The sequence below is a fragment of the Hydrogenophaga sp. genome, assembly GCF_041633695.1.
GTDB lineage: Bacteria > Pseudomonadota > Gammaproteobacteria > Burkholderiales > Burkholderiaceae_C > Hydrogenophaga.
Genome location: NZ_JBFJMY010000067.1, coordinates 1 through 14,382, shown reverse-complemented (window position 1 = coordinate 14,382; position 14,382 = coordinate 1). Strand labels below are relative to the sequence as shown.

Annotated in this window: 14 protein-coding genes; 5 read left to right on the top strand and 9 right to left on the bottom strand. The window is 63.5% G+C overall.

Annotated elements, in window-relative coordinates; genetic code table 11:
* The 5 genes from ABYB95_RS06270 to ABYB95_RS06250 form a co-directional block, all read left to right on the top strand.
* Nucleotides 1-503, top strand: a 503-nt coding sequence (locus ABYB95_RS06270; RefSeq protein WP_372657609.1) for an ABC transporter substrate-binding protein, incomplete at its 5' end; no start/stop codon positions are given.
* A gap of 18 nt (nucleotides 504-521) precedes the next feature.
* Nucleotides 522-1,436, top strand: coding sequence for a branched-chain amino acid ABC transporter permease (locus ABYB95_RS06265; RefSeq protein ID WP_372657607.1), 915 nt, complete (start codon nucleotides 522-524; stop codon nucleotides 1,434-1,436).
* On the top strand, nucleotides 1,436-2,419 hold the full coding sequence (locus ABYB95_RS06260; protein WP_372657606.1) for a branched-chain amino acid ABC transporter permease: 984 nt from the start codon (nucleotides 1,436-1,438) through the stop codon (nucleotides 2,417-2,419). The genes ABYB95_RS06265 and ABYB95_RS06260 overlap by 1 nt, the downstream gene beginning before the upstream one ends.
* On the top strand, nucleotides 2,416-3,171 hold the full coding sequence (locus ABYB95_RS06255; protein WP_372657605.1) for an ABC transporter ATP-binding protein: 756 nt from the start codon (nucleotides 2,416-2,418) through the stop codon (nucleotides 3,169-3,171). Before ABYB95_RS06260 ends, ABYB95_RS06255 begins: the two co-directional genes overlap by 4 nt.
* Complete coding sequence (locus ABYB95_RS06250; RefSeq protein ID WP_372657604.1) at nucleotides 3,168-3,866, top strand: ABC transporter ATP-binding protein; 699 nt, start codon at nucleotides 3,168-3,170, stop codon at nucleotides 3,864-3,866. The genes ABYB95_RS06255 and ABYB95_RS06250 overlap by 4 nt, the downstream gene beginning before the upstream one ends.
* A gap of 240 nt (nucleotides 3,867-4,106) precedes the next feature.
* On the opposite strand, the gene xylB is transcribed toward ABYB95_RS06250, so the two are convergent.
* The 9 genes from xylB to ABYB95_RS06205 form a co-directional block, all read right to left on the bottom strand.
* Complete coding sequence (gene xylB / locus ABYB95_RS06245; protein ID WP_372657602.1) at nucleotides 4,107-5,579, bottom strand: xylulokinase; 1,473 nt, start codon at nucleotides 5,577-5,579, stop codon at nucleotides 4,107-4,109.
* A gap of 84 nt (nucleotides 5,580-5,663) precedes the next feature.
* Nucleotides 5,664-6,599: an AraC family transcriptional regulator gene (locus ABYB95_RS06240; RefSeq protein ID WP_372657601.1), complete on the bottom strand. Its 936-nt coding sequence runs from the start codon at nucleotides 6,597-6,599 to the stop codon at nucleotides 5,664-5,666.
* Nucleotides 6,600-6,628: 29 nt separating this feature from the next.
* Entirely contained in the window at nucleotides 6,629-7,411 is a 783-nt protein-coding gene (locus ABYB95_RS06235; RefSeq protein ID WP_372657611.1) for an L-iditol 2-dehydrogenase, read from the bottom strand.
* Nucleotides 7,412-7,418: 7 nt separating this feature from the next.
* Nucleotides 7,419-8,843, bottom strand: a complete 1,425-nt coding sequence (dalD, locus tag ABYB95_RS06230) for a D-arabinitol 4-dehydrogenase (RefSeq protein ID WP_372657600.1) — start codon at nucleotides 8,841-8,843, stop codon at nucleotides 7,419-7,421.
* Nucleotides 8,844-8,887: 44 nt separating this feature from the next.
* Nucleotides 8,888-9,955, bottom strand: coding sequence for an ABC transporter ATP-binding protein (locus tag ABYB95_RS06225; RefSeq protein ID WP_372657599.1), 1,068 nt, complete (start codon nucleotides 9,953-9,955; stop codon nucleotides 8,888-8,890).
* 163 nt (nucleotides 9,956-10,118) lie between these two features.
* Nucleotides 10,119-10,946 (bottom strand): carbohydrate ABC transporter permease, encoded by an 828-nt coding sequence (locus tag ABYB95_RS06220; RefSeq protein ID WP_372657598.1) that lies wholly within the window; start codon nucleotides 10,944-10,946, stop codon nucleotides 10,119-10,121.
* A 130-nt stretch (nucleotides 10,947-11,076) separates the two neighbouring features.
* Nucleotides 11,077-11,937 (bottom strand): carbohydrate ABC transporter permease, encoded by an 861-nt coding sequence (locus ABYB95_RS06215; RefSeq protein WP_372657597.1) that lies wholly within the window; start codon nucleotides 11,935-11,937, stop codon nucleotides 11,077-11,079.
* Between the two features lie 183 nt (nucleotides 11,938-12,120).
* Nucleotides 12,121-13,326, bottom strand: a complete 1,206-nt coding sequence (locus ABYB95_RS06210) for a sugar ABC transporter substrate-binding protein (RefSeq protein WP_372657610.1) — start codon at nucleotides 13,324-13,326, stop codon at nucleotides 12,121-12,123.
* A 366-nt stretch (nucleotides 13,327-13,692) separates the two neighbouring features.
* On the bottom strand, nucleotides 13,693-14,382 hold a 690-nt coding region (locus ABYB95_RS06205), incomplete at its 5' end, for a substrate-binding domain-containing protein (protein ID WP_372657595.1).

The window sequence follows — 14,382 nt, the reverse complement described above, 5'->3', positions numbered from 1 at the left end:
GTCCCCTGTCGATCAACTTCATCAAGCAATACGCACAAGCCGGCCTGAAAAACATTCCGCTGTTTGGCCCCGCGCCGCTGGCCGATGAACAGGTCATTCCCGCCGTGGGCGAACCCATGCTGGACGTGACCAGCTCGGGCCACTGGAGTCTGGATCTCAACACCGAAGCCAACAAACAATTCAGCGCCGCGTTCCTGAAAGAAAATGGCAAGGCCGCCGAACTGGCGAGCGAGCAGGGCTACACCACTGCGTTGGTGCTGGACGCCGCCATCAAGGCGGTGAAGGGCAACATCGAAGACAAGGTGGCGTTTCGCAAGGCACTGGAAGCTGTGAAGGTCGAGGCGCCACGCGGCCCGTTCCGCTTCAACGTGGACCACAGCCCGGTGCAAAACGTCTATCTGCGCAAGGTGACCAAAGACGCCAAGGGCGAACTGGAAAACACCACGCTCAAGACCATCGCCACGGCACACAGCGTGAACGATGCCGCCAGCTGCCGCATGTGATCCGGGGAGTCGGTACGCGTGTCCACTTTTTTTCTTGAACAGACCCTCAACGCACTGCAACTGGGCTTGATGCTCTTCTTGCTGGCCGCGGGTCTGACCCTGGTGTTCGGCATCATGGACCTGATCAATCTGGCCCATGGTTCTCTGTATATGTTCGGCGGCTTCCTGACGGTGGTGTTCATGCGCCTGACAGGTTCGTTCGCCATGGCCTTGCCCTTGGCCATCCTGGCCACGGGTCTGTTGGGTGTGCTGTTGGAGCTGGGGCTGATGCGACGCCTGTATGGCCGAAGCCATCTGGGCCAGGTGTTGGCCACCTTCGGCTTGATCTTGGTGTCTAACGATGCGGTGCGCTTTCTGTTCGGGCCCAACGCGGTCATGCTCGAGATGCCCAGTGCGCTGTCGCAACCGGTGGAACTGGCGAGCGGGTTTTCGTATTCGGCTTACCGTCTGGTGGTGATCGGTGTGGGCATTTTGACGGCGGTGTTGCTGAGTCTGTTGATCAACCGCACCCGCTTTGGCATGTGGATACGCGCGGGCGCCAGCGATAGAGAAATGGCGCGCGCCATGGGTGTCAATATCAACCTGGTGTTCACCTGCGTGTTTGCGCTCGGGGCCATGCTGTGTGCACTGGCGGGGGGCCTGTTGGGCCCCTTGTTCTCGGTGCAAATGGGCATGGGCGAGAACATCATCATCCTGGCCTTTGTGGTGGTGGTCATCGGGGGCATGGGCTCGATCAAAGGCGCCTTTCTGGGCGCGCTGGCGATCGGCTTTCTGGACACCATGGGCCGCTCGTTTCTGCCGAGCCTGATGCGCTCGGTCTGGCCCGACTCGTCGCCCGACACCATGGCACCCGCAGTGGCCGCGATCCTCACCTATTTGTTGATGATCGTGGTTTTGATTTGGCGTCCCCAGGGCCTGTTCAGGACTTCATGATGGCATTTTTCGCTTCTTCTCAACGCGTGCTTGCGTTGACCGCCTTCGTGGTCGCAGCGGTTTTTCCGCTCGCCGCGCAGGCGATGGATCAAGGTTTTTACATCGGCTTTGCCACGCGCATGATGATTTACGTGATGGCCGTCACCAGCTTGAACCTGTTGGTGGGCTACGCCGGTTTGGTGAGTTTTGGGCACGCTGCGTACTTTGGCGTGGGCGCCTACACCCTGGGCATGCTGACGGTCTGGAGCCAAAGCTTTCTGCCCAGCTGGTTCACCAGTGCCTGGATCGCCTGGCCCGCCGCCATGGTGTTCAGTGGCCTGCTGGCGCTGGGTGTGGGAGCGCTGGCGCTGCGCACGCGGCAGGTGTACTTCATCATGATCACGCTGGCCTTCAGCCAGATGGTGTACTTCTTGTTCATTGGCATGGAGAGCTTTGGCAGCGACAACGGCATGAGCCTGCCGGCGCGTTCGGTCGTCGGTTTGGGCGTGGATCTGGCCAACGACACCAGCTTCTATTACGTGGTGCTGGGGCTGACGGCGGCCACGCTGCTGGCCTTGGCGGTGGTGGTGCGCTCGCGTTTTGGTGTGGTGATCCAAGGCATCAGTGAAAACGAGTCGCGCATGGCTGCGGTGGGCTTTCCGGTCTACCGCTACAAACTGGCGTGCTTTGTGGTGGGTGGTGCGGTGGCCGGACTGGCCGGCGCCCTGCTGGCCAACCAGAACACCTACATCAGTCCCCGTTTGCTGGACTGGACCCAATCGGGCAGCCTGCTGGTGATGCTGATTCTGGGCGGCGTGGGTTACCGCTGTGGTGGTGTGTATGGCGTGGTGCTGTTGCTGTTGCTGGAAGAGGTCTTGTCCAGCCACACCGCTTATTGGCAGTTCTTTGTCGGTCTGGGTGTGATCGCTGTGGTGCTGCTGGGCAACAACGGCATCGCCAGTTTGATCGAACGCCTGTGGCGCGGACAGAAAGGCCATCCATGAGCCAGCAACCCAGTTTGCGCGTTCGCGGTCTGGTGAAGCGTTTTGGCGGTTTGCTCGCCACCGACCATGTGGATCTCGATGTGTTTCCCAACGGCATCCATGCGCTCATAGGCCCCAACGGTGCCGGTAAAACCACGCTGGTGCACCAGTTGGCCGGCAGCTTGCTGGCCGACGAAGGCCGCATCGAATTCATGGGCCGCGACATGGCCCGCATGCCCATGCACAAGCGGGTGCTGCATGGCGTGGCACGCTCGCACCAGCTGACCAATATCTTTGGTGGCTACAGCGTGCTGCACAACATCCTGCTGGCTGTGCAGGCGCGCAGCGGCTCCAGCTTCCGCTTCACCGGTTCGCCGTTCGACGAGCCCGCCTTGATCGAAGAGGCCATGGTGGTGGTCGATTTGGTGGGCCTGAAGGGCGCCGAGATGCAGACAGCCAAAGCCTTGTCGTACGGCGAGCAGCGGCGGGTGGAGATCGCCATTGCGCTGGCCACACAACCCAAGCTGTTGCTGCTGGACGAGCCTTTGGCCGGCATGGGCTCGACCGACGCGGCAGCCATTGTGGGCCTGATCGAACAACTCAAACAACGGACCACCATCGTGCTGATCGAACACGACATGGGTGCCGTCTTTCGCCTGGCCGACCAGATCAGCGTGTTGGTATACGGCCAGGTGATTGCCACCGACACACCTTCTGCCATCCGCTCTTCCAGCGTTGTGCGCAGCGCCTACCTGGGTGACGAAACACCATGAACCCCACTTTGCTTGAACTGGACGGCGTGGAGGCCGCGTATGGCGAATGCCAGGTGTTGTTTGGCATGCGGTTGCGCATAGAGCCCGGCCAAGTGGTTACTTTGGTGGGGCGCAATGGCATGGGCAAGACCACCACCGTGCGTTGCATCCTGGGCCTCACGCCGATCCGGGGTGGCGACGTGCGCTTGTCGGGTCAATCTGTGGCGCGGTTGCGCCCGGAACAGATGGCCGCCAAGGGCATTGCGCTGGTACCCGAGGGACGGCGCATCTTTCCCAATCTGACGGTGACCGAAAACCTGTTGGCTTTTTGTCGGCCAGGTCGCTGGACGCCCGCGATGGTGTTCGAGCAGTTTCCATCGCTGGCGCGGCGGCGCGACAACTTTGGCAACCAGCTCTCGGGTGGCGAGCAGCAGATGCTGGCGATTGGCCGCGCCTTGCTGCGCAACGGCCAGTTGTTGGTGATCGACGAAGCAACCGAAGGCCTGGCGCCTTTGATCCGCCAGGAGATCTGGCGCTGTTTGCAGCGTCTCAAGCAGGAAGGCATGGCCATGCTGCTGATCGACAAGTACCTGGATCCGCTCTTGCAAATCGGCGACCGCCACCACGTGATCGACCGAGGCGCCGTGGTGTGGAGCGGGAACTCCGATGAGCTCAGAAGCGCGTCCGATGTCTGGGAAAAATACGTCGGGGTCTAGGGCCTGTTCACACCCCTTTCCCTTCGGGTTGCGGCCAAAAAGGCCATGCGCGGCGTTGCAAAGCCTGGCCGGGGGGGAAGCCCCGGCTGCCCCATCGGTTGTATGTGGCGCCTTGCGCATCCCCTTTTTGATCCGCAGCGCATCTTGGAAAAATAGTGTGAACAGGCCCTGGGCGCCTGCGCAGCAGAAGAAGCGTTGGCTGCACATCCGGTAAAAACGGTCCTCGCTGTTGGCTTGGGCTCAGGTGCTGGCAGGAAACTGCGGCAACAGGGCTGGATACAAGGCTTTGAAGCGCTGGTGGCGCTGCTGCAGCAGCGCATGCCGCTGGGCATCGGGCGTGTGCACGCGTTGCACCGGCGGCGTGGTGCAGACCTGGTCCAGCGTGCCCCCCAACGCCAGCCAGGCCAGGCGGGCGGCACCCATGGCGCCACCGCTCTCGGCGTCCTGGTGCACTTGCAGCCGCAGGCCAAAGGTGTCGGCCAACAACTGGGCCCACCAGGCGCTGCGCGAGCCACCGCCCACCAGCGAGAGCGTGTCCAGCGGCGGCTCGGTGGCCGGGATGGTTTGCAGGCCGTCAAGCAGCCCAAAGCCCACGCCTTCGGCGACGGCGTAGGCCAGATCCTCGCGCCGGTGCTGGGCGCGCAGACCCAGCCAGGCGCCGCAGGCCAGCGGGTTGTTGTGGGGCGAACGTTCACCGCTGAGGTAGGGCAGAAACAGCGGCGCCGTTTTTTGCTCGGCCTCGGACAGCGTGGCGGCTGCGTTCAGCAAGGCGGGTTCGTCTTCAAAGCCCAGGTTGCGTGCGGCCCAGGTGACGGCGCTGGCCGCACTCAGCATCACGCTCATCTGGTGCCAACGCTGGGGCAGGGCGTGGCAAAAGGCGTGCAAGGCCTGGGCCGGGTTGGGCTCAAAAGCGGCGCCGCTGACAAAGACCACGCCCGACGTGCCCAGCGAGACGAAACCCTGGCCCGGGCGCACCAAGCCCATGCCCACCGCACTGGCGGCGTTGTCGCCCGCGCCACCCGCCACCGGCACCCGGGGTGGCAGGCCCCAGCGTTGGCAGAGTTCGGGCTTGAGATAGGCTGAAATGTCGCTGCCTTCGACCAGGCGGGGCATGTGGCTGCGGTCCAGGCCGCAGGCGGCCAGCATGGTGTCGGACCAGTCGCGTTTGCCCGTGTCCAGCCACAAGGTACCGGCGGCGTCTGACATGTCGCTCACGGCCTCGCCGGTGAGCTGGAGCCGCAGCCAGTCTTTCGGCAGCAAGACGCGCCGCACCTGCGCGAACACAGTGGGCTCGTGTTCGCGTACCCAGAGCAACTTGGGCGCCGTGAAACCGGGCATGGCCAGGTTGCCGGTGATGAGGGACAGTTCGGGCACGGCAGCGCTGAGGTGTTCGCATTGGGCGCCGCTGCGGCCATCGTTCCACAGAATGGCCGGGCGCAGCACTGCGTCGTCGGCACCCAGCAGAGTGGCGCCGTGCATCTGGCCCGAGAGTCCCACCGCTTGCAAGCGCGCAAGGGCCTGGGGGTGCAACTGCTGCAAACGGTCCATGACGGTTTCCAGCGCCGCCCACCAGTCCTGGGTCGCTTGCTCGGACCACAGGGCCTGCGGCCGTTGCACGGTGAGGGGGCAGCGCGCGATCGCGACGACTTCGTGGCCGTCGGACAGGAGCAGGGCTTTGAGTTCGGACGTGCCGAGATCGAGACCGAGAAACATGGGTCGGGCTTTCTGGGGGGCGTGAGGTGCGTGGGGTAGGACGGTTGGGGGTGCAGGCCGTGGCCTTGCACGGTGCCCGACCGCTCAGCTGGAGCCGCGAAAACGGGTGAGCGACTGGCGGCGGAAATCGGTGGGCGTCATGCCCTTGATTTCGAGAAAGCGGCGGTTGAAGTTGGCGACGTTGTTGAAACCGACCTCGTAACAAATGTGGGTGACTTGCTGATCGGTGTCCATGAGCAGCTGGCAGGCCCGGCTGATGCGCACGCGGTTCACGAAGTCGGTGAAGGTGTTGCCGGTGGCGCGCCGAAAGAAGCGGCTGAAGCGGCTTTCGCTCATGCCCAGTTCGGCCGCCAGACCGGCCGCCGAATGCGGCTCGGCCAGTTGGTCGGTGATGCGGTTGAGCACCGCGTCGATCTGGTCCAGCGAGGCGTCGTCGTCGTCGCTTTGCAGTTGCACGCTGGAGAGCAGGCGGTAGTCGGTGCAGGCGGCCAGATCGCCCAGGAAATCGCAGAAGGCGGTGAAGCGGCGCAGGCCGTGCGATTGTTTGACTTTGTGCCAATGGGCTTCGGCGGCGTCGGACAGGCCGAAGAATTCGATGCCGTGTTTGGCCCGCTCCAGCAGGGGCAGAACTTCGCTGAGCTCGGGAATGGTTTCGCTGGCACGGGCCAAAGGTTCGTGGAAAAACTGGATCACGAGATCGCGATTGGCCACACCGCCTTCGGGCAGGTCCATGGTGACCCAGTTGTGGGGCAGGCGCGGGCCGGTGAGCACCAGTTGCCCAGGCTGGAAAGGGCCGATCCAGTCGCCCACGAACACCTTGCCCGAGGTCGCTGTGATCAGGTGCAGTTCGTATTCGTCGTGGTAATGCCAGCGCGCCAGCGGCGTGGGGTAGCCATGCGATAGGCAGCGCACAAAGCCAGCTTCGTCGGCGGATTCGTAGCCCAGCGCGGTCGAGCGCGCGAACTCGCGCTCCAGCTCGGGTTTGAGCTGGCGCGGGGCCAGCGGCGCTTTGGTGGACATTGCAGATCGGCGAAGGCGGGGCAAAAGAATCAGCTCATCACATTACCACCGTCGACGTTGAGCGTCTGCGCGGTGATGTAGGAGGCCTCGTCGCTGGCGAGGAATACCGCTGCGCCGACGATGTCTTGCGGACTACCCATGTAGCCCAGCGGCACTTCTTCGCCCACGCGCTTCTTCTTTTCGCCCAATGGCAGGTTTTCGTATCGGGCAAACAGCGCGTCCACGTCGGCCCACATGGGGGTGTCGATGACGCCCGGGGCGATGCCGTTGACGCGGATTTTGTGCGGCGCCATGGCCAGCGCCGCGCTCTGCGTGTAGCTGAGCACGGCGGCCTTGCTCGCGCAATAGTGCGACACCAGCGCTTCACCACGCCGACCGGCTTGCGAGGCCATGTTGATGACCGCGCAGCCGGGCAGACCATGGTCCACCATATGGGCCAACACCTTTTGCATCACGAAGAAGGCGCCCTTGACGTTGACGGCAAAGAGCTTGTCGTACATGGCCTCTGAACTGTCGAGCAAAGGGGCCATGTCGAACACGGCGGCGTTGTTGAACAACGTGGTGACCGGACCGAAACGCGCCTGTGCCATGGCCATCAATGCGCCGATCTGCGGCAGAAGGGTGACGTCGGTTGGCACGTATTGCAGGCTGTCGGGGTAGGCGGTGAGCAGGCGGGTGAGCTCAGGCCGGGCTTGCACGCCGATGTCGGCCACGGTGCAGCGTGCACCCTGTTTCAGGAAGCCAGCGGCCACCGCCAGACCAATCCCCCCGGCGGCGCCTGTGAGCACGGCGTGTTTGTCTTTGAGGCGCAGGTTCATGTCAGGCCTTGTGTTGTGCGGTGAACTGGGCGACGCGGGCGCTGGCGTCGCGCATTGCGGTCAGCAGGCGCGGGTTGTTGGCGAGTTCGCCCCAGAGCACGCTGTCGGCACAGAACGCGGCCACCGGGTCGCTGGCTTCGCACATGGCGTGCGCGGCCACCGGGTCCATGGCCTGGTCGCTGTAGGTGTAGGGAATCTGGCCTTGGTGCCAGCGTTGCAAGTAGGCCAGGAACAAGGCCGGCAGCATGGCCACGCTGTAGATGGTTTCGCCGCGCGCCAGGCGGTCGCGGATGGTGGGGGCGATCATGCCCGGGATCTTGGCGAAGGCGTCCATGGCCACGCGCTGGTTGGTGTCTTGGATGGCGGGGTTGCCAAAGCGGTCCAGCACCACGTCGCGGTAGGCGGCGAGCTTGAGCGGGCTGGGCTTGTCCTGTGTGTCGAGCACGGGGATGGCGTCGTCGGTGACGTAGTCGTAGGCCATGCGGCGAATGGCGGGGTCTTGCATGCCTTCGTGGATGAACTGGTAACCGGCCAGGGTGCCGGCCCAGGCGATGCAGCTGTGCGTGGCGTTGAGCAGGCGGATCTTGGCTTCTTCGTAGGGCGCGACCGATTGCACCATTTCCACACCCACGCGCTGCCAGTCTGGCCGGCCGTTGGCGAAATTGTCTTCGATCACCCACTGGATGAAGCTCTCGCCCATCAGCGCGGCTTTGTCGTCCCAGCCGGTGGCGGCGCGCACGCGCTCGGCCACTTCGGGCGTGGGGCGGGGCGTGATGCGGTCCACCATGGCGTTCGGGCTGGTGGTGTGTGCCTCGACCCAGGCCAGCAGATCGGTGTCGCCCAGCGCGGTGATGAACTGCAACAGGCCGCTGCGCGAACGGTCGCCGTTGTGGCGCAGGTTGTCGCAGTTGAGCAGGGTCACGGCGCCCGCAGCCGCCTGCATGCGTGCGCGCAAGAGGGCGGTGAGCGCACCGTAAATGGTCTGGCCGGGGCGACCCTGGCGCGCCGCAGCCAGGTCGGCCTGCAAGTCGGAAAACGTGGCCCAGTCGAGCCGGTCTTTGGGGTCGAGGTAGTAACCGGCCTCGGTCACGGTGTAGGAAATGATGCGGGTGTTGGGCTGGGCGCCCACGGCGATCAGCGGAGCCAGATCGCTTTGGTAGGGAATCACCTGGCGGATGGACTCGATGCGGGTGTAGCTGCGTTCGCCCTGGGGTGTGATGGTTTCCAGCGTGTAGTGGCCCCCCTGCGCTTGCAGGGCAGAGAGGGTTTCGGCCATGTCGGGGCGCAGGTTGCCGCCCGCCAATACCCAGCGGCAGGCGCCGAGCTGTTGCAGTTGGTGCAGGTATACCGCTTGGTGGGCGCGGTGAAAGGAACCCAGCCCCAGGTGCAGGATGGTCAGCGGGGTGGTGTCGTCGTGTTGGTTCATGTCCAGGCGGCTAGCTCGGTTTTTCAGGGGTCGCCCCCATGCGATCAAGCAGTGGCTTGTGCGGTTGAAGAGGAGGGTTGTGGGGTCGCCAGGCGGCCTTCGCGGTCAAACCAGTGGGCGTGTTCCAGTGCCACGTTCACGTTGACCGAGTCGCCCAGCCGCAGAGGGGTGCGTTCGCTCTGGCGGGCCACGAACTGCGCGCCTTCGTCGGTGCTGACGTAGATCAGGGTTTCGGCGCCCAGCGCTTCCACCAGGTCCACCTTGGCCCTGAACCCGCCTTCGCTGCCGCCGCGCACGATGACGTTTTCGGGGCGCAGGCCCACAGCGCCTTCACGCGCCGCGCTGGGCGCCTGCTGACCAATCGCTTGCGGCCACAGCTTGTGCGACACCACGTTCATTTGCGGCGTGCCGATGAACTGGGCCACGAACTGGTTGGCGGGCCGGTCGTACAGCTCCAGCGGTGTGCCGACTTGTTCGATCAAGCCGTCGCGCAACACCACCACGCGGTCGGCCAGGGTCATGGCTTCCACCTGATCGTGCGTCACGTAAATCGTGGTGGCGCCGAGGTCGCGGTGCAGCTTGGCAATTTCCACGCGGGTCTGGCCGCGCAGGGCCGCGTCCAGGTTGGACAAGGGTTCGTCGAACAGGAACACCTTGGGCGCACGCACGATGGCGCGGCCAATGGCCACGCGCTGGCGCTGGCCGCCCGACAGGTCTTTGGGGGTGCGTTCCAGATAGGGCGTGAGGTTGAGAATGTCCGCCGCTTTCTTCACCTTGTCGTTGATCTCGGTCTTGTCGACGCCGGCCAGCTTGAGCGCAAAGCTCATGTTTTCGAACACGCTCATGTGCGGGTAGAGCGCATAGCTCTGGAACACCATGGCCAGGTCGCGCTTGCTGGACGGCTGGTGGGTGATGTCCCGCCCCTCCAGCGTGAGCTTGCCGCCGTCGATGTGCTCCAGACCGGCGATCAGGCGCAGCAGCGTGGATTTGCCACAGCCCGAGGGACCCACGAAGACGACGAACTCGCCTTGTTTGATGTCGAGATCGATGCCCTTGATGGCGCGGTGTTCACCGAAGAATTTTTCGATGCCTTGGAGTTGCAAATAAGCCATGGTGACTTTCCTCAAAAATGATCGAATTCAAGTTGCACGAAGAGCGATGCGTCTAAACCCAGGTGACCGCGGAACCGGCTTTGCCGGGCCGCCAGTCGCGCCCCGTTGAGGGGGTCGCGCAAAGCGCGGCAGGGGTGGGTCATCTCCGCGATGCGGGGGGAGCTCATTTCACCGCTCCGAACGTAAGCCCCTGCACCAGCTGCTTCTGGCTGAACCAGCCGAACACCACGATGGGCGCGATGGCCATGAACGAGGCCGCCGAGAGCTTGGCCCAGAACAAACCTTCGGGGCTCGAGTAGCCGGCGATCAGCGTGGCCAAGGTGCCGCCGTTGGCGGCGGTCAGGTTCAGGCTCCAGAAGGCTTCGTTCCAGCTCAAGACCAGGCACAGCAAACCGGTGGATGCAAAACCCCCCATGGCCAGAGGCAGCAGCACCATGCGGGCTTCCTGCCAGAGCGTGGCGCCATCCATGCGCGCAGCTTCCAGGATCTCGCGCGGGATCTCCTTGAACTGCGAGTACAGCATCCACACCATGATGGGCAGGTTGGACAGCGTGAACACGATGATCAGCGCGATGGGACTGTCCAGCAGGTGGCTTTTCTGGGCCAACACATAGACCGGGACCAGCGCACCCACGGCGGGCATCATCTTGGTCGAGAGCATCCACATCAGGATGTCTTTGTCGTGCTTGCCCTTGAAGAAGGCCATGGCGTAGGCCGCGGGCGCTGCGATCATCAGGCCGATGATGGTGGAGATCACGCTGGTGATGACCGAGTTCTTGGCGTACTGCAGGTAGTCGCTGCGCGCATTGACTTCGTGGAAGCTCTCCAGCGTCGGGCTGAAGAACAGCTCGGGTGGCACGGCGATGGCTTGCAGCTCGGTCTTGAATGCGGTCAGCATCAACCAGCCCAGTGGGAAGAACAGCAGCAGTGTCACGAACCAGGCGGCTGCGGTGCGAATGGCATAGGCCGGTGTGTAGGTGGAAGCTCTCATTGGGACAACTCCGATGCAGAAGAGGTGTTTGCAAGGGTTCCGTGGAACGGCCCTTGGGCAAGCTCAGGGCGGTCCGCGGGTGCCGCCCCCTTGCGGGGGGGGCGCGAAGTGGGGCGGGGGTGTTTCATGGTCATTTGTCCAGGTTCTTGCCGACCATGCGGATCATGAAGATGCCCGCGATATTGGCCAGCACGACAGCAAAGAGCGCACCAGCCGAAGCCACGCCAGCGTCGAAGTTGAGCAGCGCCTGCTTGAAGATCAGGTAGGCCACGTTGGTGCTCGCATCGCCCGGACCGCCGCCGGTGGTGGTGTAGATCTCGGCAAACACGCTGAGCAGGAAGATGAGCTCGATCATCACCACCACGGCCACCGAACGGCCCAGGTGCGGGATGTAGAGGTAGCGCAGTTGCTGCAGGTAGTTGGCGCCATCCATGCGCGAGGCCTCCAACTGCTCGCGGTCCATGCTTTGCAACGCGGTCATGAAGATCAGCGTGGCAAAGGGCAGCCACTGCCAGGACACCATGAGGATGATGGAGAACAGCGGCAGCTCGGTCAGCCAGTCCACCGGCGTGGCGCCGAAGAACTTCCAGACCTGCGCCAGCACGCCGTAGATGGGGTTCATCATCATGTTCTTCCACAGCAGCGCATTGACCGTGGGCATGACGAAGAAGGGGGATATGAGCAGGATGCGCACCAGGCCGCGACCGGCCAGTGGCTCGTTGATCAGCAGAGCGATCAGCACGCCGACGATCACGGTGATCAGGATCACGCTGCCGAGCAGCAGCAAGGTGTTCATGATGGCCGCGCCAAACGACGGGTCGGTCACGAAGTACTCGAAGTTCTCCATGCCGATGAAGCCCGTCTGATCCGGTTGCAACAGGTTGAAGCGGATCAGCGAGAAGTAAATGGTCATGCCCAGTGGCACGATCATCCACAGGAGGAGCGTGGTCACCGCCGGTGCCATCAAGAGACGGGGGAGTGTGCGATTCATGGGAAGTTCTCGAAACATGCCCAGAGAGCGGGAAGAGCGCGCGGCGCGGCCACGCGCTCTTGAAAAATGCAGGGGCGGACGAACCGATTGGCGCCGAGGGGGCTTGCTCGGCCGTGCGTGTGGCGCACGACCGAGCAACTCTGGCACGGTGCCGGGGCCGTTCAACCGCCGGCGGAGCGCTACTTATTTGTAGTAGCCGGCTTTCTTCATTTGACGCTCGGCGGCGACCTGGCTGGCCTTGAGCGCTTCGTCAACCGTCTTCTGACCGGCCAATGCTGCGCTCATCTGCTGGCCCACCGTGGTGCCGATGGCCTGGAACTCGGGGATGGCTGCGAATTGCACACCCACATACGGGCTCTTGGGCAAGGTCGAGTCGTTCGGGTTGGCGCTGTCGATGGCCATTTTTTCGGCCTTGGCGAAGCGGGCTGCCTTCAGGAAGTCGGCGTTTTCATACGTGCTCTTGCGTGTGCCGGTGGGCACGGTGCCCCAGCCGTTGGTCGTACCCACCAAGTTGATGTATTCCTTGGAGGTGGCCCAGGTCACAAACTTCTGCGCCGCGTCCACTTTCTTGGAGCCGGACGGAATCGCCAATGCCCAGGCCCACAACCAGTTGGCGCCTTTGGGCGTCACTTGCGTGGGGGCTTGTGCGAATGCCATCTGGTCGGCGACCTTGGACTGCTTGGGGTCGCTCACGAAAGAGGCCGCAATGGTCGCGTCGATCCACATGCCGCATTTGCCCGAGTTGGTCAGCGCCAGAATTTCGTTGAAGCTGTTGGCCGACGAGCCTGGAGGGCCGTACTTGGTCAGCAGGTCCACGTAGAACGTGACGGCGTCTTTCCAAGGCTTGCTTTCCAGCTGGGGTTGCCATTTCATGTCGAACCACTGGCCGCCAAAGGTGTTGACCATGGTCGAGATCAGGGCCATGTTGTCGCCCCAGCCCGGCTTGCCGCGCAGGCAGATGCCGTACACGCCGTTTTTCGGGTCGTGGATTTTCTTGGCCAGATCGGCGACCTGGGTCCAGGTGGGACGCTCGGGCACGGTCACGCCGACTTTGTCGGCCAGGTCCTTGCGGTACATGAGCATGGAGCTCTCGCCGTAGAAGGGCGCTGCATACAGCTTGCCTTCAACCGAGAGGCCGTCGCGCATGGCGGGCAGCAGATCGTCCACGTCGTAGGTGGCGTCGGTCTTGAGCGCCTGCAGCCAGCCTTTCTTGCCCCAGATCGGGGTCTCGTACATGCCGATGGTCATGACGTCGAACTGGCCGCCTTTGGTGGCGATGTCGGTGGTGACGCGCTGGCGCAAAACGCCTTCTTCCAGCGTGACCCACTTCAGTTTGATGTCGGGGTTGGCCTTTTCGAAGTGGCTGCTGAGCTTTTGCATCTCGATCATGTGGCCGTTGTTCACGGTGGCAATCACGAGTTCGGTGGCGGCGTGCGTCACGCCAGCACTCAGCAGCGCGGCGGACAGAAGGGTGGCAAGGCGAAATTTCACGGTTTGTCTCCTGGTATGGGGAATTCACATGCGACGGTTGTTCATGACCGTGAAGAGAATTTTGAACAACATCCCAGGCGGAATTTGTACGCAGTCCAAACCGATTGGTACTTTATTGCGTTCTATGGCTAGGATTTACCCTAGTTTCTGCTCGAAAGTTTGTGTGAAGGCGGTGGACGGGCGACATGGCAAGCGCGTACCAAGCCGTTTTGTGCGTGCCGTGCACCGCTTGGGTGGGCGCGCCGAGCACAAGGCGCCGAAAGATCAGCTGCTGCCCCGGATCATGGGCTCAAAGCCGAGGTCGATGGAGTTTTGCGGCGGTGTCTCGCCCCGCATCAGCTCCAGCAACATGCGGGCGCTGGCTTCGCCCATGGCGCGGCGCGGTGTCTTCACCGTGGTCAATGGCGGCACCATCTGGTCGCTGCCCGACAAGTCGTTGAACCCCACGATGGCCAGCCGATCGGGCACGGCCACGCCCAGCCGCAAAGCGGCCAGCAACCCACCCTGGGCCAGGTCGTCGTTGCAGAAAAAAACCGCGTCGCAATCGGCGCGGGTGCGCAGCAAGTCTTGAAACAGCTCACTGCCGAGTCCGATCGAAGACGGCTGCGCGCTCAGCAACTCCAGGCGCGCGTCGTACAGGCCGTGTTGCCGCAGGCAACTGCGATAGCCCTCGGCACGTTGCATGGTGCGCGGGTCCAGCTGCGCCGCGACGAAGGCGATGCGTTTGCGCCCGCGCTGCACCAGGTGTTCGGTGATGGCGTAACCGGCCTCGTGCTGCGAAAAGCCCACGCAGTACACACCCGAGGCTTTGGTCAACTCCATCAGGTGCACGCAGGGCACGCCGCTGGCGTTCACCAGTTGCCGGGCCGCTTCGGTGCGGTCGAAGCCGGTGAGCAGCAGGCCCGCGGGGCGGTGGGCCAGATAGGTGCGCAGCAGTTGTTCTTCCTGCTGCGG

What these genes read in the sequence shown, in the direction of transcription:
- dalD (WP_372657600.1), bottom strand. Translation starts at nt 8,843, where the DNA reads ATGAACCAACACGACGACACCACCCCGCTGACCATCCTGCACCTGGGG.
- ABYB95_RS06260 (WP_372657606.1), top strand. Translation starts at nt 1,436, where the DNA reads ATGGCATTTTTCGCTTCTTCTCAACGCGTGCTTGCGTTGACCGCCTTC.
- ABYB95_RS06215 (WP_372657597.1), bottom strand. Translation starts at nt 11,937, where the DNA reads ATGAATCGCACACTCCCCCGTCTCTTGATGGCACCGGCGGTGACCACG.
- ABYB95_RS06240 (WP_372657601.1), bottom strand. Translation starts at nt 6,599, where the DNA reads ATGTCCACCAAAGCGCCGCTGGCCCCGCGCCAGCTCAAACCCGAGCTG.
- xylB (WP_372657602.1), bottom strand. Translation starts at nt 5,579, where the DNA reads ATGTTTCTCGGTCTCGATCTCGGCACGTCCGAACTCAAAGCCCTGCTC.
- ABYB95_RS06210 (WP_372657610.1), bottom strand. Translation starts at nt 13,326, where the DNA reads ATGATCGAGATGCAAAAGCTCAGCAGCCACTTCGAAAAGGCCAACCCC.
- ABYB95_RS06225 (WP_372657599.1), bottom strand. Translation starts at nt 9,955, where the DNA reads ATGGCTTATTTGCAACTCCAAGGCATCGAAAAATTCTTCGGTGAACAC.
- ABYB95_RS06255 (WP_372657605.1), top strand. Translation starts at nt 2,416, where the DNA reads ATGAGCCAGCAACCCAGTTTGCGCGTTCGCGGTCTGGTGAAGCGTTTT.
- ABYB95_RS06220 (WP_372657598.1), bottom strand. Translation starts at nt 10,946, where the DNA reads ATGAGAGCTTCCACCTACACACCGGCCTATGCCATTCGCACCGCAGCC.
- ABYB95_RS06250 (WP_372657604.1), top strand. Translation starts at nt 3,168, where the DNA reads ATGAACCCCACTTTGCTTGAACTGGACGGCGTGGAGGCCGCGTATGGC.